We start from the raw sequence: 23,554 nt of genomic DNA on the forward strand, positions 1-23,554 counted from the left end.
ACGGCGGGACCACGAGGAGGGGCGGGCGCCGCAGAGTCGACCGTCAGGCCGGCGGCTCGTGCGCGCTCGGCGGGGTCAGGCCGGACAGAGTGCGGAGGCCGACCGGCACTGGTCGATGTGGCGGCGGGAGACCAGCGCGACGCAGCAGTATCGGCTACTCATCCCGCTGCCTCCGTCCGCTTCGTGATCCGTGGGGCCACTGCGGGCCCCGGTGCGTGCGCGCGGTGTGCGCACCGCCCGACCTGCTCAGGATACGCACCGCGGCCACGCGCCCCTCACTCGGCGCGGGCGGACCTGCGCGCCACGTCGGGCTCCGTGGACGGTCCGGGCTCCCAGTGCGCGATCCACGGTCCCGTGCCCTCGCTCTGGTCGAGGATGCCGGCCTCCAGCCAGGTGTAGCGGTCGTCGAGCACCCCGCGTGCGAGGGCACGGTCGGACGCGTCGGTGTTGTGCCACAGCGCGTGCATCAGGTGCTCGGCCCTGCCGGCGGCCTGGCGGCAGAACGCGTCGGCCAACTCGTGGGCGCCACCGCCCTGCACCGGGTCGTCCTGACGCTGCGCCTCGGCCCGCACGCACGCCGCGGACATGGCGAACAGCTCGGCGCCGATGTCGACGATCCGCCCCAGGAAGGCCTGCCGGTTCTCCATGCCCGCCTGCCAGCGCGCCATCCCGTAGAAGGTGTTGCGCGCGAGCTTGCGCGCCGATCGCTCGATGAAACGCAGGTGCCCGGCCAGCTCGCCGAACTCGGCGTACCCGCCGGGCACATCGCCGCGGCCGGCCACCAGCGTGGGCAGCCACCGGGCATAGAATTCGCTGGCTCCGGCCGCGGCCTTCGCCTTGCCCTGCAGATCGGACTTCGGGTCGGCCAGCGCGCCCGCGGCGGAGAGGTGCGCGTCCACCGCCTCGCGGGCGATCAGCAGCCGCATGATCTCGCTGGAGCCCTCGAAGATGCGGTTGATGCGCAGGTCGCGCACCAGTTGCTCGACGGGCACCGCGCGCTCGCCGCGGTCGCGCAGCGACGACGCAGTCTCGTACCCGCGCCCGCCCCTGATCTGCAGGAGCATGTCCGCCAGCTCGCAGACCTGCTCGCTGGACCAGAGCTTGCCCAGCGCCGCCTCGATGCGGATGTCGTTGCGCCCCTCGTCGGCCATCTGCCCGGCCAACTCCACCACGGACTCGAGAGCGTACGTGGTGGCGGCGATGCGGGCGATCATCGTGGCGACGGCCTCGTGCTCGCCCACCGGCTTGCCCCATTGCACGCGCTCGCGCGACCATTCGCGCGCGATCTTCAGGCACCACTTGCCGCTGCCGGCCGCCATGGCGGGGATCGCGAGTCGGCCGGCGTTGAGGGTGGTCAGAGCGATCTTGAGCCCGTCGCCCTCGCGCCCGATGAGATTCTCGCGCGGCACCCGCACCTTGTGCAGCCGGGTGACGCCGTTCTCGATGCCGCGCAGGCCCATGAACCTGTTGCGGCGCTCGACGGTGATCCCCTCCGACGCCGCCTCGACGACGAACGCCGACACCCCGCCCCGGTGGTGCGCGCCGGACGCGTCGTCCCATTCCGGCACGCGCGCCATCACCACGAGCAGGTCCGCGATCACCCCGTTGGTGGTCCACAGCTTGACGCCGTCGAGCTCGTAGGCGGCGCCGTCGTCGACGGGGGTGGCCGTGGAGGCCAGACGCGCCGGGTCCGAGCCGACGTCCGGCTCGGTGAGCAGGAACGCCGACACCTCGCCGCGGGCGCAGCGGGGCAGGTACTCGTCCTTCTGCGCGTCGCTGCCGGCCAGCTTGAGCGGCTCGGGCACGCCGATGGACTGGTGCGCGGACAGCAGCGCGCCGATGCTCGGGTGCACCGAGGCCACCAGCGTCAGCACCCGGTTGTAGGCCACCTGCGACAGACCCATGCCGCCGTGTGCGCGGTCGATCTTGAGCCCGAATGCGCCCGCCTCCGCCAGCATGCGCACGTACTCGTCGGGGATCCGCGCCTCCGCCTCGATGCGCTGGCCGTCCATCTGCTCGCACACGCCGCGCAGCGTCCGCAGGTATTCGTCGGTGCGGGCGACGTCTTCCGCGGGCGGACGCGGGAACGGGTGCACCAGCTCCAGCGGGAACCGCCCCAGGAACATCTCCTTGGCGAACGACGGCTTGTCCCAGCCGCCCTCGCGCGCCTGCTCGGCGACCTCGCGCGCCTCCTCCGCGGTCACCGTCGGCCGCTTGTCGCCGTCGGTCGCACCTCCCGTATCCCCCGCCGCGCGTGCCGTGGTCCCGCTCATCGCCAGCCTCCTCGCGTCAGTGCTCACCTCCGGTCTACCCGGTGCACGTCGCGTTCATGCGCGATTGCGGCCGCGCCGCCCCGCGCCCGGCCGTCCCTGCACCGAGTTGGCGGTTCCCGGGTGCTCCACGGCGCTCGCGGCACCGGAAAACCACCAACTCGGCGCCCTCAGGCCTGGCGTTCCCGCGGCCGCCACACCGCCGCCAGCGCCAGGGTGACCACCGCCAGCCCCACCATCACCGGAACCATCACGCCCCAGTGCTCCTGCGTCGCCCCGGGCCCGAACACCACGCCGATCACCGCCGTCGCCGAGATGGCGCCCAGGTACCGCGAGGTCTGCAGGATGCCGGCCGCCACCCCGCTGTCCTCGGGCCGCGCCGAGGCGTACATGCCCTGGTTGGCGGCGATGCTGACGATGCAATATGGGATGCCGGTGAGCGCCAGGAGCACCGCGACGACGGCCCCGGCGATGGACAGCGTGAGCAGCCACAGCAGCCCGGCCGCCGCGACCAGCGACGCCGACCCCACCAGCATCACCGTCCGCACCCCCCACCGGTCGATGGCGCGCGCCGCGAACGGGGTGCCCACCACCGAGACGGCGGCCAGCGGCAGCATGAGCAGCCCGACGACCGCAGGGCTGTAGCCGCCGGACTGCTGCAGGAGTTCGGGGAGCCCGTAGAACGCGCAGTAGTACACCCCGTTGAACACCGCGAACGCCGCGTACACGAGGATCAGGGGCCGGTTGCGGCCGAGCATCCGCAGGTCCAGGAACGGCGTGGGGCACCGCAGCTCACGCCACCCGAACGCCGCCATCGACACCAGCGCGCCCGCCGCGAGCCACCAGGTGGCCCCCGGGATCGCGCCGAGCACCGCGGTGAGCGCGCACACCAGCATGGCCGTGAACAGCACGATGCCGGGAACGTCGGATTCGATGACGATCGTCCGGAGCGGCTTGCGCTCGCGCGGCGGGTCGGCGGGCGTCAGCCACAGCACCCCGGCCGCCGCGGCCAGCCCCAGCGGCACGTTGACGAAGAACAGCGCGGGCCAGCCGAACACGCCCACCAGCACCCCGCCGAGCACCGGCCCCACGGCCGCGCCCGCAGTGTTGGCCATCTGGATCATGCCCAGCGGCCGGGTGGAGCTCACCTGCGCCCGGGCCGTCAGCGCGCCCACCATGGCGACGGCACTGGGGTAGGCGGTGGCCGTGCCGAGCGCCATGAACACCCGCGCCACGCACACCAGCGCGAAGCTCGGCGCGAACGTCGCCAGGGCGCAGGTGACCACTACCAGCGCCATGCCGGTGATGAACAGCCGCTTGGCCCCGAAGCGGTCGGCGAAGCGCCCCATCACCGGCTGCATCGCCGCCGAGCACAGGTAGAACGAGGTGATCACCCAGGTGACGGTGGCTATGTCGAGGGCGAAGTGCCGCTGGAAGTCGACGAGGGCCACGGCGATCATCGACGAGTTGAGCGGGTTCAGCACCGTGCCCAGGCAGAGCGCGGCGACGCTGGGGCCGAGGCGCCGCGGGCCCGGGCTGCTCGTGCCGGGGCTGCCGGAACCCCTCCGGCCGGTTGTGTTCACGATCGCACCAGCATAGGCGGGCCCTGGCCCGCACCTGCCGCGCCGCACCCGCATCCGTGAACCGCCCGCGCACTGCTCGCTGCTCTGCGACGCTGGAGGGCGGCACGCTCGCAACCTGGAGGCGCGGATGCGGATCGCACTGTTCATCGCCTGCTTCAACGACGTGATGTATCCGCGGACGGGCAAGGCGATGGTGCGCCTTCTGCGCCGCCTGGGCCACGAGGTGGTGTTCCCGCGCGGGCAGACGTGCTGCGGTCAGATGCACTTCAACACCGGCTACCAGGACGACTGCATCCCGCTGGCCGAGCATTTCTGCGACGTGTTCGACGGCTACGACGTGGTGCTCGCCGCGTCGGGCTCGTGCGCGTCGATGGTCGAGGAGTACTACCCGACGCTGGCGGACCGGGCGGGCTCGCAGCGCCTGCACCGCCGGGTGGACTCCGTGGGCGCGCGCCTCTTCGAGCTGTCCGAGCTGCTGGTGGACGTGCTGGGCGTGACGGACACGGGCTCGTACTTCCCGCACCGCGTCACCTACCACCCCACCTGTCACACGCTGCGGATGCTGCGCGTGGGCGACAAGCCCACGCAGCTTCTCCGCAACGTCGAGGGCATCGAGCTGGCCGAGCTGCCGGAGGCCGAGGAGTGCTGCGGGTTCGGCGGCACGTTCGCGATCAAGAACGCCGACACGTCCACGGCGATGGGCTCGGACAAGGTGGCCAACGCGATGCGCACCGGCGCCGAGGTGCTCACCGCGGCCGACAACTCCTGCCTCATGCACATCGGCGGCATGCTCTCGCGCGGCCGTTCGCCCATGCGCCCGCTGCACTACGCCGAGATCCTCGCCTCCACCCGCGAGGATCCGCTGGGCACCGGCGGCCCGGTGCGCGAGGTGGACCGGCCGACGCGGGAGTTCGCGCCGTGAATCCCGGTACCGCCGCCGGACGTTCCGCCACCAAACGCTCCGCCGCCGAAAGGACCGCCGCCGCCGGGGCCGTCGTGCCCCCGCAGCGCGAGCACCTGGGCATGCCGCCGTTTCCCGAGGCCGCGGCGCACGAGCTGCGCAACTCGCAGCAGCGCCACAACCTGCACAAGGCCACGCGCACCATCCGGGCCAAGCGGGACGCGCTGGTCGCCGAGCGCGACGACTGGGAGCAGCTGCGCCTGTCCGCCGAGGCGATCAAGAACGACACACTCGCCCACCTGGACGAGTACCTGCTGCAGTTCGAGGAGGCCGCCACCGCCGCCGGGGCCATCGTGCACTGGGCGCCGGACGCGGAGAGCGCCAACCGCATCGTCGCCCGGCTGGCGGTGGATGCCGGCGCAGACGAGGTGGTCAAGGCCAAGTCGATGACCACCGAGGAGATCGGCCTGGACCGGGCCCTGGCCGCCGCGGGCGTCGACGCCTACGAGACCGACCTGGCGGCGCTGATCGTGCAGCTGGCAGGGGACGTCCCCTCGCACATCGTGGTGCCGGCGATCCACCGCAACCGCGCGGAGATCCGGCAGATCTTCGACAAGAACATGGGCGCGTTCGGCAGGCCCGCCCCCGACGGCATGACCGACGACCCGGCGTCGCTGGCCGCTGCCGCACGCGCCCACCTGCGCGAGAAGTTCCTGCGCGCGGGCGTCGCGGTGACGGGCGCGAACTTCGCGGTGGCCGAGACTGGCACGCTCATGCTCGTCGAGTCTGAGGGCAACGGGCGCATGTGCGTGACGATGCCGAAGACCCTGATCAGCGTGGTGGGGATCGAGAAGATCATCCCCACCTGGCGCGACACCGAGGTGTTCCTGCAGCTGCTGGCCCGCTCCGCCACCGGCGAGCGGATGAATCCCTACACCTCGATGTGGACGGGGGTGCACCACGCCGAAGGCGTATCCGGGGAGCCCGTCGCCGACGGCCCCGAGCAGGTGCACATCGTGCTGCTCGACGAGGGCCGCACCGACGTGCTCGCAGATCCCGCCGGGCGCTCCGCTCTGCGCTGCATCCGGTGCGCGGCCTGCCTCAACGTGTGCCCGGTGTACTCGCGGACCGGCGGGCACGCCTACGGCTCCGTGTATCCGGGGCCCATCGGGGCGGTGCTCACCCCGCAGTTGCGGGGGCTGCACAGCGAGCAGGACCGCAACCTGCCGTACGCGTCGTCGCTGTGCGGGGCGTGTTTCGACGCCTGCCCCGTGCGTATCCCCATCCCGCACCTGCTCACGCACCTGCGTTCGAAGGTGGTGGACGCGGAGCCGGCGTTCCCGCCGTCGCCGGAGCGGGTGGCGATGAAGGCCGCGTCGGCGATCTTCGAACGCCCCGCCGCGATGGGGCTCGGCGAACGCCTGGCGGGCCTGGCGCACAAGGTGATCCGCGGCGGACCCGACGCCAACGTCCCGTCCGTGCCGGGTCTCGCGGGCTGGTTCGGGTCCCGCGACGTGGCCGTGCCGCCGCCGGAGAGCTTCAGCAATTGGTGGTCCCGCACCGACGGCGGCACGCGCGACGGCGGGGACGTCCCATGAGCACCGACGGCGAGGCGCACGACGGCCGGGCGGTGATCCTGGGCCGCATCCGCCGTGCTCTGGGCCCGGGCCGCGCTGCGCCGCCCGTCTCCCGCGACCCTGTCCCCGACGCCCCCGTCCCCCGCGACTACGCCCCCGCATCGCCCGAGTCGGGGACGCCGGAGCTCCTCGCCCTGTTCGCCGAACGGATGGAGGGCACGCACGCGACGGTCCGCCGCACGCGGAGCGACGCGGTGGCCGCCGCCGTCGCCGCCGTCGCCGAGGACCGCGGGCTGCGCCGCGTCATCGCACCGCCGGGGCTCGATCCGGGGTGGCTGCCGCGGAACGCGATCGAGTGGATCGGCGACGATCCGCCGCTCACCACCGCGCAGGTCGAGGGGGCCGACGCCGTGCTCACCGCCGCGACGGTCGCGGCCGCCGACTCGGGCACGCTGGTGCTCGACGGCGGCCCCGGCCAGGGGCGGCGGGTGCTGTCTCTGCTGCCCGACGCGATGATCGTCGTGCTACGCGCCGGGCAGGTGGTGGCCGATCTTCCGGCCGCGGTCGCCCGCATGGACCCCACCCGCGCGCTCACCGTCGTCTCCGGCCCGTCGGCCACCGTGGACATCGAGCTGAGGCGGGTGGACGGGGTGCACGGCCCGCGCGAGCTCGACGTCCTCCTGGTGGACGACGCCAAATCCGACCTCAGCGCCCGCCGGTGAGCCGCGTGGTCATCGTGTAGTCCTTCTCCGGCCCGGCCACGTCCCAGCGCACCGTCCACGCATCCGGCTCCGGCCGGTCCCCCACGTCGATCCGGCCGCTGTAGAGGTCGCGGCCGCACAGGTGCTGCACCTGCTCGCCGGTGGTCCACGGGTGGAAGTCGTGCCCGTCCTCGAACACGACGAACCAGCCGTCGCCGCGCGGCTCGACGAACATCGTCCGCGTCACCGGCAGGTCCTGGCCGTCCAGGTGCAGGGTGCCCTCCTCGTACCAGCGCACCCGCTCGCCGTCGGCGCTGAGCGTGATGGTCCCGTCCACCGTCTTCCTGTCCCCGGCGAAGCGGTCGTCGATGGTGCGCGAAAAGCCCCAGCGGCCCAGCAACGTGCGCGGATCCGGTTCCTCGTCGCCGTATCGGTCCACGCACCCAGTCTAGGCGGCCGGGCACAGGCGGAGCCGCCGTGCCGGACATCACCGTGACGGGGCGCCGAGGGCCGCCACCGGCGGCCCGCACGGTGGCAGAATCGTCGGCGAAACCTGCGGCAACCGAGCGCGGGCCTCACCGCCACTCTCGGCCGCACGTCCGCGCGTCCCCGCTAGGAGTCCACCCGCATGGCCGACGAATCCCCGCTCACCCTCGCCCCGCACGACACCGTGACCACGCCCGACGGCGTCGCCCTGGGGGCGTGGAGCCGCGGTGAGGGCCCCGCGGTGCTGCTCATCGGCGGGCTCGGCATGCCGTCGATGGTGTGGGAGATCTGCGGACTGGCGCCCGCGCTGGTCGACGCCGGTTTCCGCGTCATCCGCTACAACGCCCGCGGCCTGGCCCCGTCGACGGCCCCGGCCGCGCCGTATTCCATGGACGACATGGCGGTGGACGCGGTCGCCGTGCTCGACCACTACGGCATAGACCACGCCATCGTCGTCGGCTACTCGATGGGCTGCTACACCACGCAGATGCTGTTGCGCTCCCACCCCGAGCGGGTCTCGGCGGCCGTGCTGTTCGCCGGGCTCCAGCCCACCCCCGTCGGCGAGATCGTCGGCGAGATGGAGCTGGGCCTGATCGCCAAGTACGGCGAGGTTCCGCGCGAGGTGCTCGTATTCGAGCAGCTCATGACCACGCTGCATCCCAGCCTGCTGCAGGAGCCGGCGGCCGTCGGCGGCTGGCGGGACGTCCTGGCGCACGGCGACGGCGGCTGGGCGGACCCGGAGGGGTTCCGCGGCCAGCTGACGGCCTCGCAGCAGTGGATCACCGCGCACGAGCCCAGGCCGGAGCACCTCGCCGCCATCTCGGTGCCCACGCTGGTGCTGGCGTTCGAGTTCGACCTGTTCTTCCCGCCCGGCCAGTGCGCGGCCACGGCCAGCCTGATCCCGGGCGCGAAGTTCGTGCAGATCGACGGGGCGGGCCACGGCGGGCTGTTCACCGGGCCCGGCGACAGCGCCAAGCGGATCACCAAGTTCTGCACGGCCCACCGCGAGCAGGCCGACGGGCGGGACCTCTGAGCCTCGGCTCGGCTGATCGGCCCCCGCCGCCCCGTCACGTCGGCAGCGGCCGGCCGTCCCACTCGTTCTCGTACATGAACGCCTCGGGCACGTTGACGCGGTAGCGCAGCGCCTGGGCCAGGATGTTCCCCACCGCCAACGGCACGCCGAACGCGGGCCCCAGGTCGTCGCGTTGGACGATCACCTCGTCGGTGCGCCGGAAGTCACGCAGGAATCCGCGCAGCGTGTTGCCCTCCAGCGACGACTTGCGCCAGCCGTACATTGCCATCCCCGGCCCGAGCATCTTCGCGACTCCGGGCCGCGGCCTGATCACCTCGTCGTTCTCCGCGAAGAAGGCGCGGTCCACCCGGTCCTCCGGCTCGAAGAGCATCACCCCGCTGGTGGCGCGCGGGTTGCACTCGATGGTGAACAGTCCGCGTTCGGGGTTGTCGATGAAGTCGAACCCCACCTGGCCGGTGAAGTTGAGCTCCTTGACCCGCTGGCGGATCCACTCGGCGATGCCCTCGTGTTCCACCTGCTCGTAGCTCAGGCAGGAGTGCCCGTCGATCGCGTAGTGCACCGGGTAGAGCGCGTCGGCGTACACCTTGCCGTCGTAGCAGATCGAGTATGAGCAGTACTTGTCTCCGCTGAGCCACTCCTGCGCGATCCACGGGTTGGCCGGGTTGAAGCTCAGGTCGCGCGGCTTGTCGTCGGGGCGGACCTTGTGGATGTCCTGCGCGCCGCGGGAGAACACCTGCTTGAGAGCGAAGGTGAAGTCGAAGTCGAGGGCGTCGAGATCGTCCTGGCTGCGCACCAGCGCATAGCGCAGAGTGGGCACGCCGATCGAGTCCAGAAGCCGCTGGTACTCGTACTTGTTGTGCATGGCGTGCTCGAGCTCGAAGTCCGACAGCAGCAGCCTGCACGAGTCCGGGAACAGGTCGGGGTACCGCATGATCACCTGCGCGAGGATGTCCGTCTCCTCGTGCACCGTGACGAGCAGGTCGATCTTCTGCGCGCGGACGATGCCCGCGATGGCGAACGCCCACTCGAGCGGCTCGTACTTGGGCCGCGGCGTGCGGTGCATCTTGACCACGCGGTTGGAGAATCGGCTCACCGCGAACGGGACTGCGTCCGCCACATGCACCTCGTGGCCCGCGGAGCCGAGGAGCCGGGCGATGGACAACGACAGGAAAGAGCGCCCGAAGGTGACCAGCACGCGCTTCGGCGACTCCGCCGACAATGCGGACGCCGCGGCGCTGGCGCGGTCGGATGCGGACATGGGACCTCCGGTCTCTCGGGGTGCCGGGAGCACCCGCCTCGGGCGGACTCCGGCGATCGTCCTCGGGCGCACTTCGACGATCGTCTTCTGCCGACTCGACTCTGCCACAGCACGCACCCGCGATCGTCGACTGAATCGCGGTGCGATGAAGAACACCGTCGCACGGACATCGGGGCGCCGGACCCCGCACGGACGGGCGCGCTGTGAGTACCCGCCGCAGTTCGGACCACCGTCGGTCCACGATATCGGGTTCACCGCCCGCGGCGCCCGCCTCGCCGGCCCCCGGCCGCGCAACGGATGCGAGGAGCCCGCCGGAGAATGTCAACTGGCTGAAGGTCGCCTTGTTCCGTACACTTCCGACCCGGCCGGAATGTGTGCGTGACGGGCATTCCGGCGCTACCACGGTGCGGAACGGGCATGGACCAACGCGGTGATCCGCGGGACGATCGTCGCCGGAATGTACGGACCTCACCGGGTGTTGACACATAAGGTATGCGGGTAGGTGTGACTTGTCGCCGCTTATGACGGCAAGGTTGCACGCACCACCACGTTGAAGACACGACACTTACGCACACGACACTTACGCACACGAGACTGACGCACGACGGAGAGCGACCGGCGACAACCTCCGCGCGGAATCCGGATCGACGGAAGCCGCCGGGGAGCCGCAGCGGATGACACGGGATCGGAGGTTGCCTGTTGTTCCTGATCGGCGTGTTCTTCGCCAGTGGCGCGGCGGTCGCCTACGGCGTGTCCACGGTGCTGCGCGCGCTGGGGGCGCGCTCCGCGGCGATCGAGGAACGCAAGACCAAGACCCCCGGCACCGTCACCGAGCACGACGGCCCCACGCTGACTTCCACCGTGGAAACCTTCCGCAGCAGGGAGTTCGTGCTCGGCACCATCTTCCTGCTGGTGGGTTTCGCGGGTGGCGCTATCGCGGCGCGGTTCCTCCCGCTGTTCCTGTCGCAGACCATCGTGTCGGCGAACCTCATCGTCACGGCATTGCTCGGCGCGGTGATGCTGGAGAACAAGCTGCACACGCGCGACTGGGTCGCCATGATGACGGTGATCGCGTCGCTGCTGATGCTCGCGTTGTCCGCCGACCATCACGCCGGCGGCGGTGAGCAGCGCAGCTTCCACTGGTACCTGTTCCTCGCGACGGCGATTCTCAGCGTCATCGGCTGCCTGGCCGCCTACAAGCTCGGCAGCCGCGGCGCCATCCTCGACGGGGCGCTGGCAGGCGTCATGTTCGGCATCATCGCGGTCGGGGTGCGCGTGCTCGACGGTGTGAGCCCGTTCGATCCGCTGCGCATCATCACGGACCCGGCCGCGTGGACCATCGCGCTGGCCGGCGTCGTCGGTTTCTATGTGCAGACGGTGGCGCTGCAGGTGGGCCACGTCAACGGGGTCACCGCCGTGCTCGTGGTGGGGGAGACCGCCGCGCCCGGCATCATCGGCGTCGTGTTCCTCAACGACGACGCGAAGCCCGGCATGGCGATCGTCGCCTTCATCGGATTCATCGGCGCCGTGGTGGGCGCGGTACTGGTGGCGCTGTACAGCTCCACCGAAGCCGACCACCTGGGCGAACTCGAACCGCCTTCCGGCGGCTGGAGCCTGCGGGGCCGCTTCACCAAGCGACGCCGGCTGGCCGAGTTCGCGCAGGCGATCACGGGCGAGATCCCGATTCTTCGGCGGTTCGAGGCCCAGCGTCCACCCGAACCCCAGCCGGACCCGCAGCCTGCAGTGGCCGACCCGGAACCCGCTTCGGCCGACCCCGAACCTCCGGTCGGCGAGGCGCCCGACGCGCAGTCCGCCCAGCCCACCGACGCGCAGCCGGAGCCCGACGCGGCCGAGGGCCGGTCCGGTGACGATCCCGAAAACGGTGGGCCCCGATCGGGGGGCGCCCACGACGCCGACAAGCCCGTCGAACCCCGCCGCAGCTCGCATCGCTGAGGCCGGCGGTCAGGCGGCTCGGCGGTCAGGCGGCGGGCCGGCGCCCGGGTGGTCGCGCCGTGCGCTGGATGGGGATCCCCTTCGGTTCGACGACCCGCCGTGGCGGCGCCTCCGGAACGCGCCCCATCGCCAAGCGGGGCACCGGCCGCTCGCGCCGCATCGCCGCCGGGCCGAACTCCGGGAACACCGCGGGCAGGTACGCCCCGTAGATGCCGCGCGGGTCGCCCCGTAGCACCGCTTCATGCTGGCGCATCGCACGCGACGCGAGCGCGGCCCTCTCCGCCTGTGCGCCGGCCTCCCGCGCACGACGCGCCTTCACCCGCCGGTCGATGAGCCAGTACACGAGCCACGACACCGCGACGACGCCCACCATGATCGAGATGGCCACGATGTACGTGATGATGAAACCGACGACGGCCAGCGCCAGGAAGACGATAATCCAGCCCCCGCCGGAACCGTTCGCGCTGCGCCTGCTCATCGCCGGACCTCCGATTGCCGTGTCGCCAGTGCCGCGGTGTCTCCTGCAGAACGGTGTCTCCTGCAAAACGGTGCCGCCTGCAAAACGGTGCCTCCTGCAGAACGGCGTCTCCTGCAGAAAGGTGTCCCCTGCAGCCCGCGTATTCAACACAGTGATATCACCGGGGTACGACAACTCCGCCCGGCCGTCGGCTACCGCCCGATCCCCCGCACCCGGATGGCGCGCGCCAGGTGGTCGCCCTGCTCGATCACGAGCCTGCGCAGCGCGCCCGGGGCGTCGGGGTGCGCGGCGAGCCACCCTTCGACGGCGTCCGTCGTCTCCCCTGCCGGGAACAGGCCCAGCACGATGCGGCGGGCGATCTCGATGCTGCGCCCGCGCCACACCCCCGTCAGCCCCGCGAAGTAGGCGTCGTCGTACTCCGCGATCAGGTCCCGCCGCCGGCCCGCACGGAACCCGGCGATGAGCGCGTCGACCTGGTCGTTGGTGAGCGACTCGTCTTCGAGGATCCGCCGGCGCGCGTCCCTCTTCACCGCGGGGTCGGGCCGCGCCGCCAGCGCACGCAGGTGGGCGGTGCGGCCGCCGGCGGTGTCGTCCGCGGCGAGTTCCGAGTCCAGGTCGGCGGGACCCGCGTGCCCGGTCGCCGCGAGCGCCGTCCACAGCGACCAGCGCAGATCCGGATCCAGCCGCAGGCCTTCGGGGACCGGCGCGGAGCCGTCGAGAAGCGCCCGGATCCCGGCGGCGCGGCCGTCGGCCACGGACGCCGCGCCCGCGAGCGCGCGCGCCCACGGAAGGCCGCCGCCGGACTGCACCGCCGACCACGCCGTGTCCAGCCACTCGCCGCGGCGGCGCGCACGGTCGGCCTCCGGCACGTAGCGGTTCACGGCATCGTCCGCGTTGGCCAGGGCCGAGGCGAGCAGCGCGGTGTTCGTCTCGCCCGGGGCGTGCCGCGCGACGACGGCCAGATAGCGGGCGGGATCCAGCTCCCCGTCGCGCACCGCGTTCCACAGCGCCGCCCAGATCTGGCCGCGGGCCAGCGGGTCGGCGACACGGCTGAGCCCGGACTCGACGGTGCCCAGCGACCGCGCGTCGAGCCGCGTCTTGGCGTAGGTGAGGTCGTCGTCGTTGAGCACGATCAGCGGGGCCGCCGCGAGCGGGACCGGCGCGTGCTGCGGTGTGCCGGTCAGCTCGACGTCGGCCCGTTCGACGCGCACGAAGGCGTCGCCGTCATAGTCGTACCGGCCGGCGCCGAAGCGGTGCGGGCGCCCATCGGACTGCGCCGCCACCACTTCCCCGGACGGGCCGTCCTGCTCGAGGGTGAGCGTGGCGACCCCGGTGGTCTGCAGCCAGGCCCGCGCCCACGCGTCGAGGTCGCGGCCGGATGCGGAGGACAGCTCGGCCAGCAGGTCGGTCAGCGTCGTGTTGCCGTACGCGTGGGCGCGGAAGTAGCGGCGCGAACCCTCGAAGAACGCCTCGCGGCCCACATACGCGACGAGCTGCTTGAGCACCGCGGCGCCCTTGGCGTAGGTGATGCCGTCGAAGTTGAGCTTCGCCGCCTCCAGGTCGACGATGTCGGCGACGACGGGATGCGTGGTGGGCAGCTGATCCTGCCGGTACGCCCACGCCTTGCGCCGTTCCGCGAACGCCACCCACGCCTCGGTGAACTCCGTCGCCTCCGCGCAGGCGAGCGTGCCCATGTAGTCGGCGAACGACTCCTTGAGCCACAGGTCGTCCCACCAGCGCATCGTCACCAGGTCGCCGAACCACATGTGCGCCATCTCGTGCAGGATCGTCGTCGCCCGCGCCTCGTACTGGGCACGCGTCGCCTCCCCGCGGAAGACGTACTTCTCCGTGAAGGTGACGCAGCCGGGGTTCTCCATGGCCCCCAGGTTGTACTCGGGGACGAACACCTGGTCGTACTTGCCCCACGGGTACGGGTAGCCGAACGCGTCGTGGAAAAAGTCGAGGCCCTGGCGCGTCACCTCGAGGATGGCGTCGGCGTCGAGGTGCTGCGCCAGCGACGCGCGGCAGAGAACGCCGAGCGGCACGGTGAGGTCGGCGCCGCCGGGGCCCGCGCCCACGCCACGCCATTCGCCGTCGACGCGGTGGTAGGGCCCGGCGACCACCGCGGTGATGTAGGTGGGGATCGGCAGGGTCGGTGCGAACCGCACGCGCACAGCGCCGGGGCCCGCCTGTTCCGTCGCGGCCGCCTCCCTGTTGGAGATCACCTCCCATCCCTCGGGCGCGGTGACCTCGAAGGTGAACGGCGCCTTCATGTCCGGCTGCTCGAAGCAGGCGAACACGCGGCGGCAGTCGGCCGGCTCGTACTGGGTGTACAGGTACGTTGCGCCGTCGACGGGGTCGACGAACCGGTGCAGTCCTTCGCCCGAGCGGCTGTAGCGGCCCGTCGCCTCGACGCGCACCGTGCTGCGCCCGCGCAGGTTCCGCAGCGCGACGCGCGCGCCGTCGTACTCCACCGGCACCGCGGCGCCGTCGACCCGCACGGCCTCGACCGACTCGCCGAGGAAGTCCAGCCACGTGTCCCCGTCCCCCTCGACCTCCACGGTCACCGTGCTGGGGAACCCGGTGGCGGCCGCGTCCGGTGCGCCGGTGACGTCGAGTTCGACGCGGTAGCCGTGGACGGTGACCTGCGCGGATCTTGCCGCAGTCTCGTCGCGGGTCAGGTTGGCCGTGGTCGGTTCGCTCATGCGCCCGATCCTGCCATCCGGCGGGGCGACAGCGGGGCCGTCACCGGGGAGCGTCCAAGACGACACCGAAGTCGTCGAACAGAGAGTCCTCGACAAGATCACGGGACCATCCCGGCCGGCCGAGTTCCCCGGTTTCGAGAAGCTCGATCGCCGGCGCGTTATCCCGCTCGATCAACAGCAGCGACCGCTCCTCCAACCCATTGCGACACCTGTATCGAACGCCTTGAGCTTCTGTGGTAGCCACGAGAATTTCGGTACACGTGACACGGCTGTTGCCGTAGTCGCGCCACGTGCAGGCGGTCAACGAGGCATCCTGGTTGACCGCGACCAGCCCTGCTTGCGTGTCGAGCACCGCGACAGCCACGTCTTCACGCAGCACCATCCGTGTCAGCGAGAGCTCCGACAGCGCTGCGGCCGAAAGGATTCCGGAAGGTGGGATGTCGGCCGAGCGGAGGATGCCTTCGGCGACCACCGCACCGACCGTCAGGCCCACGTAAAGGTATCCGCCGAGAAGTTCCCCGCCCGGGCACACGCTCGCGTCATGGACCGGGTCGAAGCGCCCTTGCTTCGGGATCCGCTCCTTCCGCATGTCGATCGCGGACGCATCGATCAAGGGTGCGAGGTTGGTGGAGTTGAAGCAATTCGGCGGGTGGATGTCGTCGGTGCGGTGGACACGCCACAGTCCGGTTCCGTCGACGACGATGTCGGTGACAGCGGGTGCGCCGTTGTAAGCCCGCAACCGGTCACATACCCCGACGTACGTCGTCGAGGACGTTGTCGATCGCGACTTCAGTGAGGATCCCGGCTTCCAGGTCTTCGAGCGGGCTGCGGTCGTCGAGCACATCCGCGGGCGTGAGCCACCAGCTCGCCGCACCATACGGGTCGTTGGCGACGTCGAGGCGCCGATTGGCATGCGCGACCAACGAGCGGACGCGTTGCTGTGCGCGGTCGAACTGGAAGTCCGGATAGCGGAAGTCCGGCCGCTTCCCCACCGGGAGCCCGATCAATTCACCTGCCTTCCGCCGCTTCTGCGCCACGCTCCGGGCCGGCGCACTGGTCGGCGCGAGGATGCGGGAAACCTCCTTCGAGTCGAGGACATCGAATGCGCTGAAGATCGACTCGCGCCCCTCCGCCCGGGCCTTCTCGCGCCGGTCGGCATCGTGTCCGGTCACGGTACCGATGAGGTCCTGGGCAAGCTCCAGTCGTTGCTGTTCGGACAGCGTGGCGACTCCCAGGTCCACGAAGACGGAAACCAGACCGTGGGTGCGACCGGCAGTGCGTCGCGTGTTGATCCGCCGATTGCGGTCCGTCGTGTTGATGGCGTCAGCATGCTGCGCAAACACTGACTCGACCATGGCATCGACAACTGCCTTGAGGTCATCAGCGACCGATCCGTCGTCAACAATTTCCTGCGCAGCACCCTCTGCGGGAACAAGCTGTGCGGCCATGCCTCCACCCCTCAGGTACGAATCCAATGCAACGTACCTATCGTACCCCATGTGAGCTGGCCCGGCGCACGCTCCCGCCGGCCGGATCGCTTGGATTCCCGCCGCGGGTCACGCCGGACGCCCTGAAACCCTCGAACAGTTGGAGCAGATGTAGCGGACCTCTCCGGGGCCACGTTTCGGATACGGTGACGCGATGAGGACCCTCCAGGTCACGTCCGCCATCGCTGCGGCGTGCTCCGTGCTGATGTGGTGCTTCCTTCTCGTTCAGCCGGTCCTGCCGATGAACCCGTCTGCGGCCACCGACGCCGGATTCATCATCCTCGCCGGGGGCATGCTCATCGGGCTTCTCGCCGCATTCATCGGCCTCGTCGCCGGTGCCACGCTGGGCCCGCACCCCGCGTGGCGGATCCGCATCCTGACGGGCAGCCACGCATTGACGATCGTCCTGACCGGCGTCGTCGTCCTGTGGGCGTTCGTGTTCCCGCAGTCCGGATGGGAGTTGCTGGCCCTGCCCGGCGGAGTCATGATCGGCCAACTGCCCGCCATCTGCGTCCTCACCGCGTACCTGTGGACTCGATCATCGCCACGCCAGGATCGACCAATCGGGTGATTTCCGGTTCGCGGCAGCGCAATCGGCGAAACCGCCTTGGATGTCCGGCCCGGATGCAACGATGACGTCATGGAGGAATACTTCTGGGTGATGAAGGAGCAGGAGCTCGATCTCATGCGTGAGATCGAGCCCGCACGGCTCGCCGAGCTCGACGAGGACGCGCTGCTGGAGGTGCACCGCCGCGTACGGCGAGCCCGCAACAAGCATGTAAAGAACTACCGCCGCGCCGCGCGGGAGAACGTCTCGGAGATGGGCGGCCGCGGCGCCGCGGCGCCCAAGGGCGCCAAGAAGCGCCTGCGCGCCGAGGCGTTCGAGGAAGCGCTCGCGCTGGTTTCCGAGCGCGTCGCGGTCGTCGCGCACGAGGCCGCGGAGAAACTCAAGGCAGAGCGGCTCGCGAGGGCGCAGGAGAATCGGGGCTCCGGCCCCGATGCGCAGGCTGCCGCCGGCGGCAAGGTCGCCGATACGGGGCGCGCGCGGAAGCATGCGGGGACGACGGGCGGCGTCAAGCGGGACGCCTCGTCGCGATCGCAAGGCGCGCAGCGTCAGGCCAAGCGCGACAGCCGCTGACGCCGCCGCGGGCCGCGGCCGTTCACCCGAACATCCCCAGTGCCCGCCCCATCAGCCCGAACACGTAGTTCTGCTCGATCACGCCGATCGGCTCGTCGGACGCCATCTGGAACACCAGCACGTGCGAATCGCCGTCGTCGCCGGTGACCAGCCAGCTTCCGGCGAGCCGTCCGGGCGTGCTGCCGCCCTTGTAGGCGACGTACTCCAGCCCGTCGACGTCCTGCACGCCCGGGTTCTCGGCGAGGATGCCGCGGATCGGCGCCGCCGCATCGCTGCCGGCCGCCATCCGCTGCAGCGCCACATGGGCGTGGCACACGTCCTGCGCGGAGGCGTACCAGCCGATGTCGCCGGCGCCGAGCGGCGTCTGCATGAGCTGCTGCAGGTCCACGTCGTCGAGCGACCGGGTGTCCGCCTCGGCGAGCACCGCGCGGCGCTCCGCCTCGGTCGCGGACGCGTCGGGAAGGTCGGCGGCGTCGGCCCACCGTTGCCGCAGCGACGGGTCCGGGCCCCAGCCGATGATGAACAGCTCCCGCGTCGTCGGGAACGGCGTCAGCGCCCCGGGGTTCTCGTCGCCCATCGCCCGCACCGCCGCCTCCACGCGGTCGCGCCCCACGGCGTGGATGAGCATGTCGGCCGCGGTGTTGTCGCTGATAGAGATCATCTTCTCGGCGGCCTCGCGCACCGTCACCGTCGATCCGGACGGCCGATTCTGCAGCTCGCCCGACGGCAGGGACTTGACGTCGTCGGTGATCGTGAGCGTGTCGTCCCACCCGATCTCGCCGGCCGCCACCGCGTCGCCCAGCGCACCGAGCACGTAGAGCTTGAAGATCGAGCCAAGCGGCATCACCTCGTCGGCGCCCGACGAATACACCGCGCTGCACTGTCCGCCCGAGTCGGCCGCATCCAGGTCCGCATCGGCGGCGAGCAGCGACACCCGCGCGCCGATGGCGGCGGTGCCCGCGTCCACGTCCGCGAAGGTCGCCGCGTCCGGCACGTCGGGCAGCATCGTGATGCCGTCGATGAGGCCGACCGGGCCGACGTGCACGGTCAACGTGGCCGGCACCCCGCGCGCCGTCTCGAGGTGCGTCACCGCCGTCGGCCCGTCGTCCTCGGTGCCCGTCACAGTGAAGGGGCCACTCGCCTGCCAGGCCGTGAACGCCGAGGCCAAGGACTGCGGATAGAGCGCCGCGGTGAGCGAGGGCGCGGACATCGCCAGGGCCTCGACCGGGTCGACCGGCGCGTCGGAACCGATGATCTGCAGAACCCGGTCCGCGCGGTCGCGCGCCGGCTGCCACTGCAGCGATCCCTGCGATGCGATCGACGCGTCGGGCGCGGCCGGCGCAGCCGCGGCGGGCAACGCCAGCCCCGTCGCGGTGAGCGCAATGGCCGTCACCGCTGCCGCCGCGCTTCTGACCGCCGTGTTCTTGACCGCCGTGTTCTTGACCGCCGAGCTTCTCAGAGTGGACACGGGGCGCCACTCTATTGCACCGCCATCCGCCGCCCGCCCACGCCGTGCCGGCCCGCGTAGCATCGCCGGTGGGGCGGACACGGCACGGAGGTGGAGTTGTGACGACCAGCGAACACGCCGCGGCTGCGGCCGCCGACCACCCGGTCGCAGTACGGACCTCCCTCGACGCGGACACGGGGATCGGCCGCGTCGTCCTCGACAACCCCGCGCAGCGCAACGCCCTGTCCACCGCGGTGATGCGCGCGGTCACCGCGGGCCTGAGCTCGTTCGCCGCCGACCCGGATGTGCGGGTAGTGGTGATCACCGCGACCGGGCCGGTGTTCTCCGCGGGCCACGACCTGTCCGAGATGATCGACCGCACCGTCGAGGACGAGCGCGTCGTCTTCGACGCCTGCACCGAGATGATGGAGACCGTGCAGCGGATCCCGCAGCCGGTGATCGCCTCCGTCCCCGGGCCGGCCGTGGCCGCGGGCTGCCAGCTGGTGGCGGCGTGCGACCTGGCGGTGGCGTCGTCGACGGCGGTGTTCGGCACCCCCGGCGTGCGCATCGGGCTGTTCTGCTCCACCCCGATGGTCGCGGTGACCCGCGCGGTGGGCCGCAAACGCGCCATGCAGATGCTGCTGACTGGCGAGACCATCGACGCGCACACCGCCGCCGACTGGGGGCTGATCAACACGGTGGTCGACCCCGACGAGCTCGACGCGGCGACGGCAGCCCTGGCGGCGAAGATCTCCGAGTCCAGCCCGCTCACCCTGCGCATCGGCAAGGAGGCGTTCTACCGCCAGATCGACCTGCCCCAGCACGAGGCGTACGAGCTGATGGGGGAGACTATGGCGACGAACGCGGTCACCTGCGACGCGCAGGAGGGCATGAGCGCCTTCCTGGCCAAACGCACCCCGCAGTGGACCGGGCGCTGATCCGCCCACAGTGACCGCAACGCCCGCGTCGGCGCCGAGACCCGATGCCCGCGCCACCGTCGAAAGGCTCTGACATGTGCTATCCCGCCCCGTGTGCACGCTGCGGAAAGACCACCTGGGACGGGTGCGGTGACCACGCGCACGAGGTCATGGCCACTGTCCCCGAGCCCCGCCGGTGCACCTGCGGGGCCGACCGCGCGCCGGCGTCGTAGGCTCGGTTCTCTTGCTGTGAGTCTCTTGCTGTGAGTCGGCGCCGCACAGTGCCGACCAAGCGTAATTCGCACATTTCCGGGCCGGAACCGGCATTTTCTTCTTGATCGGCGGGGCTCAGACGCCGCCTCACTCCGCCCGGGCCGTCAGAACCAGCGGCTCGTCTTCGGTGACGGCGATGGTGTGCTCGCTGTGGGCGGTGCGTGAGCCGTCGGCCGAGCGGATGGTCCACCCGTCGGGGTCGTACACGATCCTGTCGGTGCCGCGGGCGAACCAGGGCTCGAGCGCCAGGGTGAGGCCCGGCCGCAAGACCATGCCGCGCCCGGCCCGCCCCCGGTTGGACACGTGCGGGTCCTCGTGCATGGTGCGCCCGAGCCCGTGCCCGCCGAACTCCGTGTTCACCGGGTAGCCGTACTCGTCGGCGACGGCGCCGATGGCCGCGGAGACGTCGCCGAGCCGATTTCCGGCCTGCGCTGCAGCGATACCGGCGGCGAGCGCATTCTCGGTGGCCTCGACGAGCCGCCGGTCCTCGGCGCGCGGCGTTCCGCCGATCACGCTGCGCGCCGAGTCCGCCACCCAGCCGCCGATCGAGACGGCGATGTCCATGCTCAACAAGTCGCCGTCGCGCAGCGCGTAATCGTGCGGCAGACCGTGGAGCACAGCGTCGTTGACGGAAAGGCAGATGACGTTGCGGAACGGGCCGCGGCCGAACGACGGCGCGTAGTCCCAGTAGCAGGACTGCGCACCTCGTTCGGTGATCAGCGTGCGGGCACGGCGCTCCAGGTCCAGAAGGTTCACGCCCGCTTCCACGCGCGATTGCAGGTCGTCGAGCAGGCCCGCGATGAAGGAGCCGGTGACACGCATCGACTCGATCTCGCGGGCTGTCTTCAGTTCCACCATGTGCATCCTCCAAAGCCTCGCCACCATAACGGTATATAAATACCAGACTAACTTCAGCGACGGTATTTTCATACCGGTGGCGGTAGGATGTGCTCATGGTGCGATCTCCCCTGACCCCGGAGCAGCGAGCGGCCGGCAAAAGGCTGGGCGCCCACCTGCGCGCAGCCCGCGGCGATCGTCGGCCGGACGAGGTGGCCCGTGCCGCAGCGATCTCACCGGAGACCCTCCGCAAGATCGAGACCGGCCGCCTGGCCACCCCGGCGTTCACGACCGTGGCCGCGCTCGCGTCGGTGCTGGGCATTCCGCTGGACGAGCTCGCCGGCGTCGCGCTGCCGGCCCTTGGCCTGCAGCGCACCGGGTAGCCGGAAGCGTAGCGATGCCGTACGGCGCAGCACCGGCCAAGCGGTTATTGCACACTCCCCGGCCGGAACCGACATTTTCTACTTGTTCGGCGGGGCAGGGCGAGAGTTCCGGCCCCGGCAGTCCGCGCCGCGCGCCGATCATCCCTGCGCGCGCGCATTGCCCCGGCGTGTCGCGGCAACAGGCGCGCGGCGGTGGCGGGCGACCCATCACAAGCAGGCGGCCGGCACCCCGCGCACGGAGAACCCGGCCGGAACCCGGCCCGTCAGTTCTGCTGGTAGTACACGTGCGCCCCGGCCGGCGGCCGGTCGGCGGAGACGATGTCCTTGCCGAACGGGAAGCAGGTCACCGGGATCATCTTGATGTTGGCCAGCGCCAGCGGAATGCCGATGATGGTGATCGCCTGCACGAACGCGGTGGCGACGTGCCCGATGGCCATCCACAGCCCGGCGATGACGAACCAGATCACGTTCATCACCAGCGAGGGCGACCCCGCGTCGGGCTTGTCCACCACGGTGCGCCCGAACGGCCACAGCGCGAACAGCCCCATGCGGAACGCGGCGATGCCGAACGGGATGGTGATGATCAGGACGCACAGCACGATGCCGATCACGAAGTAGCCGAGCGCCAGCCACAGCCCCCCGAACACCAGCCAGATCACGTTGAGCACCAGGCTCATCGCACTCACCTCCCGCGCATCCCGCCACGCCCCCGTCGACGCGCCGCCTCGGCCCCATCATGCCGGAACCCGGGCGCCCGGTCGTGCACTTCCGCTCAGCGCAGCGGGTCGAACGCCGCAATGTCCTCGGGTGTGCGGCCGGTGTCGATGGCCTCGGCGAGCAGCATGCCCGTCGCCGGCCCCAGCGTCATGCCCCACATGCCGTGCCCGCCGGCGACGAACACCCGCCGCGAGCCCGTCGGCCCGATCAGCGGCAGGCCGTCGGCGGTGCAGGGGCGCGACCCCACCCACTCGTCCCGGCGAGCGTCCAGATCCACCCCCGTCAGCAGCGGCCGCACCGAATCGACGACCGCGGCGATCCGCCTCGGGTCCATGGGGGCGTCGTGCCGCCGGAACTCCATCATCCCGGCCACCCGCAGCCGGTCGCCCAGCGGAGTGCAGGCGACCCTCGACACCGGGAAGTAGAGGGGCCCCGGCGGAGTCCGGTCCACCGGCACGCTGAAGCTGTAGCCGCGCCCGGCCCGCACCTGTGCGCGCACGCCGAAGCGCCCCGCCATCGCGTTGAGTTCCGCCCCGTCGGCGAGCACCACCGCGTCGGCCTCGAAATCCACGGCGGCTCCTTCGGCGGATGCGCCGTCCACAACAGCACCGTCCACAGCAGCGCCGACCACGGCTGCGCGGCGCCCGCGGTCCCGGACGGCGTCCACCCTGACGCCGCCGCGCACCTCGCCGCCGCGCGCAGTGACCGCGTCCGCGAGCGCGGCGACGAACTTCGGCGGGTGCAGGTACCGCTGCCCGCGCAGCAGCAGCGTGGCCCGCACCTCGGGCGAGAGCATGGGCGCGCGCCATCGCGCCTCGTCGATGGGCAGCTCGTCCACCTGCACCGGCTGGCCCGCATCCGTGATCTGCCGCGCCTCGTCGATCAGCGACTGCGGCCCGGAGGTGTCGGTGTATCCGACGATGAACGGGTCGGCCTCGTGCAGGCAGCCGGCCATCGACTCGTCGTCGTGCACCATCTTGTCGAAGGCCTCGAGGGCGTGCCGGTTGATCCGCACCAGCGCCCCCATGGCCGCGCGCCACCTGCCAGGCGTGCTGTTGCGCGCGAACCGAGCGAGGAATCCGGCCAGGCCCGGATCGAGGGCGGCCGACGGCGGCACGTACACCGGCGACGACGGACGCAGCAGCTGACGGATGCCGTAGGCGAGGACTGCCGGTTCCGGCAGCGGGGTGCTGAGTGCTGGCGTGATCCATCCGGCGTTGCCCCAGGACGCGCCGGCCGCGGGCCCCGACACGTCGAACACCGTCACCTCGATGCCGCGTTCCTGCAGGTGCCACGCGGTGGACAGGCCCACCATCCCCGCGCCGACCACAGCCACGCTGCGCATCTCACCGTTCCGGACCGTCATCGCCCGCTCCTTCCGACGTGCGGCGCCCCTCCCCCGATCATGGC

The 23,554-nt window shown here is 71.4% G+C and carries 22 protein-coding genes; 9 read left to right on the forward strand and 13 right to left on the reverse strand.

Features of this window, described 5'->3' with window-relative positions:
- Nucleotides 1-75: 75 nt before the first annotated feature.
- From FO059_RS19035 to FO059_RS16765, 3 genes are all read right to left on the reverse strand, one after another.
- The gene (locus FO059_RS19035; protein WP_372497927.1) at nt 76-162 is read right to left on the reverse strand and encodes a putative leader peptide; all 87 of its coding nucleotides are present in this window, start codon (nt 160-162) and stop codon (nt 76-78) included.
- A 113-nt stretch (nt 163-275) separates the two neighbouring features.
- Nucleotides 276-2,273, reverse strand: coding sequence for an acyl-CoA dehydrogenase family protein (locus FO059_RS16760; protein WP_143910079.1), 1,998 nt, complete (start codon nt 2,271-2,273; stop codon nt 276-278).
- A 167-nt stretch (nt 2,274-2,440) separates the two neighbouring features.
- Nucleotides 2,441-3,853 (reverse strand): MFS transporter, encoded by a 1,413-nt coding sequence (locus tag FO059_RS16765; RefSeq protein WP_233266675.1) that lies wholly within the window; start codon nt 3,851-3,853, stop codon nt 2,441-2,443.
- Nucleotides 3,854-3,980: 127 nt separating this feature from the next.
- Between FO059_RS16765 and FO059_RS16770 the strand changes: the two genes are divergently transcribed.
- The 3 genes from FO059_RS16770 (at nt 3,981) to FO059_RS16780 (ending at nt 7,053) form a co-directional block, all read left to right on the forward strand.
- On the forward strand, nt 3,981-4,775 hold the full coding sequence (locus tag FO059_RS16770; RefSeq protein WP_143910081.1) for a (Fe-S)-binding protein: 795 nt from the start codon (nt 3,981-3,983) through the stop codon (nt 4,773-4,775).
- Between the two features lie 101 nt (nt 4,776-4,876).
- Entirely contained in the window at nt 4,877-6,352 is a 1,476-nt protein-coding gene (locus tag FO059_RS16775) for a lactate utilization protein B (RefSeq protein WP_143910860.1), read from the forward strand.
- On the forward strand, nt 6,349-7,053 hold the full coding sequence (locus tag FO059_RS16780; RefSeq protein WP_143910082.1) for a LutC/YkgG family protein: 705 nt from the start codon (nt 6,349-6,351) through the stop codon (nt 7,051-7,053). Before FO059_RS16775 ends, FO059_RS16780 begins: the two co-directional genes overlap by 4 nt.
- Here the strand turns inward: FO059_RS16780 and FO059_RS16785 are convergent.
- Nucleotides 7,037-7,471, reverse strand: a complete 435-nt coding sequence (locus FO059_RS16785; RefSeq protein WP_143910083.1) for a DUF6314 family protein — start codon at nt 7,469-7,471, stop codon at nt 7,037-7,039. The genes FO059_RS16780 and FO059_RS16785 overlap by 17 nt on opposite strands.
- Before the next feature lie 189 nt (nt 7,472-7,660).
- Between FO059_RS16785 and FO059_RS16790 the strand changes: the two genes are divergently transcribed.
- Nucleotides 7,661-8,551, forward strand: a complete 891-nt coding sequence (locus tag FO059_RS16790; protein WP_143910084.1) for an alpha/beta fold hydrolase — start codon at nt 7,661-7,663, stop codon at nt 8,549-8,551.
- A 34-nt stretch (nt 8,552-8,585) separates the two neighbouring features.
- Here FO059_RS16790 and FO059_RS16795 read toward each other — a convergent pair whose 3' ends face one another.
- Nucleotides 8,586-9,809, reverse strand: coding sequence for an ATP-grasp domain-containing protein (locus FO059_RS16795; protein WP_143910085.1), 1,224 nt, complete (start codon nt 9,807-9,809; stop codon nt 8,586-8,588).
- Between the two features lie 699 nt (nt 9,810-10,508).
- On the opposite strand from FO059_RS16795, the gene FO059_RS16800 reads away from it, so the two are divergent.
- On the forward strand, nt 10,509-11,762 hold the full coding sequence (locus FO059_RS16800) for an EamA/RhaT family transporter (RefSeq protein ID WP_143910086.1): 1,254 nt from the start codon (nt 10,509-10,511) through the stop codon (nt 11,760-11,762).
- Nucleotides 11,763-11,787: 25 nt separating this feature from the next.
- Here FO059_RS16800 and FO059_RS16805 read toward each other — a convergent pair whose 3' ends face one another.
- The 4 genes from FO059_RS16805 to FO059_RS16820 form a co-directional block, all read right to left on the reverse strand.
- Nucleotides 11,788-12,240: a hypothetical protein gene (locus FO059_RS16805; protein WP_143910087.1), complete on the reverse strand. Its 453-nt coding sequence runs from the start codon at nt 12,238-12,240 to the stop codon at nt 11,788-11,790.
- Nucleotides 12,241-12,431: 191 nt separating this feature from the next.
- Nucleotides 12,432-14,945, reverse strand: a complete 2,514-nt coding sequence (gene pepN / locus FO059_RS16810) for an aminopeptidase N (protein WP_143910088.1) — start codon at nt 14,943-14,945, stop codon at nt 12,432-12,434.
- A gap of 40 nt (nt 14,946-14,985) precedes the next feature.
- The gene (locus FO059_RS16815) at nt 14,986-15,684 is read right to left on the reverse strand and encodes a hypothetical protein (RefSeq protein ID WP_233266676.1); all 699 of its coding nucleotides are present in this window, start codon (nt 15,682-15,684) and stop codon (nt 14,986-14,988) included.
- Nucleotides 15,685-15,688: 4 nt separating this feature from the next.
- Complete coding sequence (locus FO059_RS16820; protein WP_143910089.1) at nt 15,689-16,393, reverse strand: hypothetical protein; 705 nt, start codon at nt 16,391-16,393, stop codon at nt 15,689-15,691.
- A gap of 193 nt (nt 16,394-16,586) precedes the next feature.
- On the opposite strand from FO059_RS16820, the gene FO059_RS16825 reads away from it, so the two are divergent.
- Both FO059_RS16825 and FO059_RS16830 read left to right on the forward strand, forming a co-directional pair.
- Nucleotides 16,587-17,003: a hypothetical protein gene (locus tag FO059_RS16825; RefSeq protein ID WP_143910090.1), complete on the forward strand. Its 417-nt coding sequence runs from the start codon at nt 16,587-16,589 to the stop codon at nt 17,001-17,003.
- Nucleotides 17,004-17,072: 69 nt separating this feature from the next.
- The gene (locus tag FO059_RS16830) at nt 17,073-17,570 is read left to right on the forward strand and encodes a hypothetical protein (protein ID WP_143910091.1); all 498 of its coding nucleotides are present in this window, start codon (nt 17,073-17,075) and stop codon (nt 17,568-17,570) included.
- A gap of 22 nt (nt 17,571-17,592) precedes the next feature.
- Here FO059_RS16830 and FO059_RS16835 read toward each other — a convergent pair whose 3' ends face one another.
- Nucleotides 17,593-19,038, reverse strand: a complete 1,446-nt coding sequence (locus FO059_RS16835) for a serine hydrolase (RefSeq protein ID WP_143910092.1) — start codon at nt 19,036-19,038, stop codon at nt 17,593-17,595.
- Nucleotides 19,039-19,136: 98 nt separating this feature from the next.
- Here FO059_RS16835 and FO059_RS16840 point away from each other — a divergent pair, with 98 nt between their 5' ends.
- On the forward strand, nt 19,137-19,955 hold the full coding sequence (locus FO059_RS16840; protein WP_143910093.1) for an enoyl-CoA hydratase: 819 nt from the start codon (nt 19,137-19,139) through the stop codon (nt 19,953-19,955).
- Nucleotides 19,956-20,294: 339 nt separating this feature from the next.
- On the opposite strand, the gene map is transcribed toward FO059_RS16840, so the two are convergent.
- Entirely contained in the window at nt 20,295-21,065 is a 771-nt protein-coding gene (gene map / locus FO059_RS16845; RefSeq protein WP_143910094.1) for a type I methionyl aminopeptidase, read from the reverse strand.
- 95 nt (nt 21,066-21,160) lie between these two features.
- Here map and FO059_RS16850 point away from each other — a divergent pair, with 95 nt between their 5' ends.
- Nucleotides 21,161-21,427 (forward strand): helix-turn-helix domain-containing protein, encoded by a 267-nt coding sequence (locus FO059_RS16850; RefSeq protein WP_143910095.1) that lies wholly within the window; start codon nt 21,161-21,163, stop codon nt 21,425-21,427.
- 263 nt (nt 21,428-21,690) lie between these two features.
- Here FO059_RS16850 and FO059_RS16855 read toward each other — a convergent pair whose 3' ends face one another.
- On the reverse strand, nt 21,691-22,104 hold the full coding sequence (locus FO059_RS16855; RefSeq protein ID WP_143910096.1) for a YccF domain-containing protein: 414 nt from the start codon (nt 22,102-22,104) through the stop codon (nt 21,691-21,693).
- Nucleotides 22,105-22,199: 95 nt separating this feature from the next.
- On the reverse strand, nt 22,200-23,510 hold the full coding sequence (locus FO059_RS16860) for an NAD(P)/FAD-dependent oxidoreductase (protein WP_143910097.1): 1,311 nt from the start codon (nt 23,508-23,510) through the stop codon (nt 22,200-22,202).
- Nucleotides 23,511-23,554: the final 44 nt, after the last annotated feature.

This window comes from Tomitella fengzijianii (assembly GCF_007559025.1).
Lineage (GTDB): Bacteria > Actinomycetota > Actinomycetes > Mycobacteriales > Mycobacteriaceae > Tomitella > Tomitella fengzijianii.

Coding starts and splice junctions, on each gene's coding strand:
- FO059_RS19035 (WP_372497927.1), bottom strand. CDS start 162: ATGAGTAGCCGATACTGCTGCGTCGCGCTGGTCTCCCGCCGCCACATC.
- FO059_RS16760 (WP_143910079.1), bottom strand. CDS start 2,273: ATGAGCGGGACCACGGCACGCGCGGCGGGGGATACGGGAGGTGCGACC.
- FO059_RS16770 (WP_143910081.1), top strand. CDS start 3,981: ATGCGGATCGCACTGTTCATCGCCTGCTTCAACGACGTGATGTATCCG.
- FO059_RS16775 (WP_143910860.1), top strand. CDS start 4,877: ATGCCGCCGTTTCCCGAGGCCGCGGCGCACGAGCTGCGCAACTCGCAG.
- FO059_RS16780 (WP_143910082.1), top strand. CDS start 6,349: ATGAGCACCGACGGCGAGGCGCACGACGGCCGGGCGGTGATCCTGGGC.
- FO059_RS16790 (WP_143910084.1), top strand. CDS start 7,661: ATGGCCGACGAATCCCCGCTCACCCTCGCCCCGCACGACACCGTGACC.
- FO059_RS16795 (WP_143910085.1), bottom strand. CDS start 9,809: ATGTCCGCATCCGACCGCGCCAGCGCCGCGGCGTCCGCATTGTCGGCG.
- FO059_RS16805 (WP_143910087.1), bottom strand. CDS start 12,240: ATGAGCAGGCGCAGCGCGAACGGTTCCGGCGGGGGCTGGATTATCGTC.
- pepN (WP_143910088.1), bottom strand. CDS start 14,945: ATGAGCGAACCGACCACGGCCAACCTGACCCGCGACGAGACTGCGGCA.
- FO059_RS16820 (WP_143910089.1), bottom strand. CDS start 16,393: ATGGCCGCACAGCTTGTTCCCGCAGAGGGTGCTGCGCAGGAAATTGTT.
- FO059_RS16825 (WP_143910090.1), top strand. CDS start 16,587: ATGAGGACCCTCCAGGTCACGTCCGCCATCGCTGCGGCGTGCTCCGTG.
- FO059_RS16830 (WP_143910091.1), top strand. CDS start 17,073: ATGGAGGAATACTTCTGGGTGATGAAGGAGCAGGAGCTCGATCTCATG.
- map (WP_143910094.1), bottom strand. CDS start 21,065: ATGGTGGAACTGAAGACAGCCCGCGAGATCGAGTCGATGCGTGTCACC.
- FO059_RS16850 (WP_143910095.1), top strand. CDS start 21,161: ATGGTGCGATCTCCCCTGACCCCGGAGCAGCGAGCGGCCGGCAAAAGG.
- FO059_RS16855 (WP_143910096.1), bottom strand. CDS start 22,104: ATGAGCCTGGTGCTCAACGTGATCTGGCTGGTGTTCGGGGGGCTGTGG.
- FO059_RS16860 (WP_143910097.1), bottom strand. CDS start 23,510: ATGACGGTCCGGAACGGTGAGATGCGCAGCGTGGCTGTGGTCGGCGCG.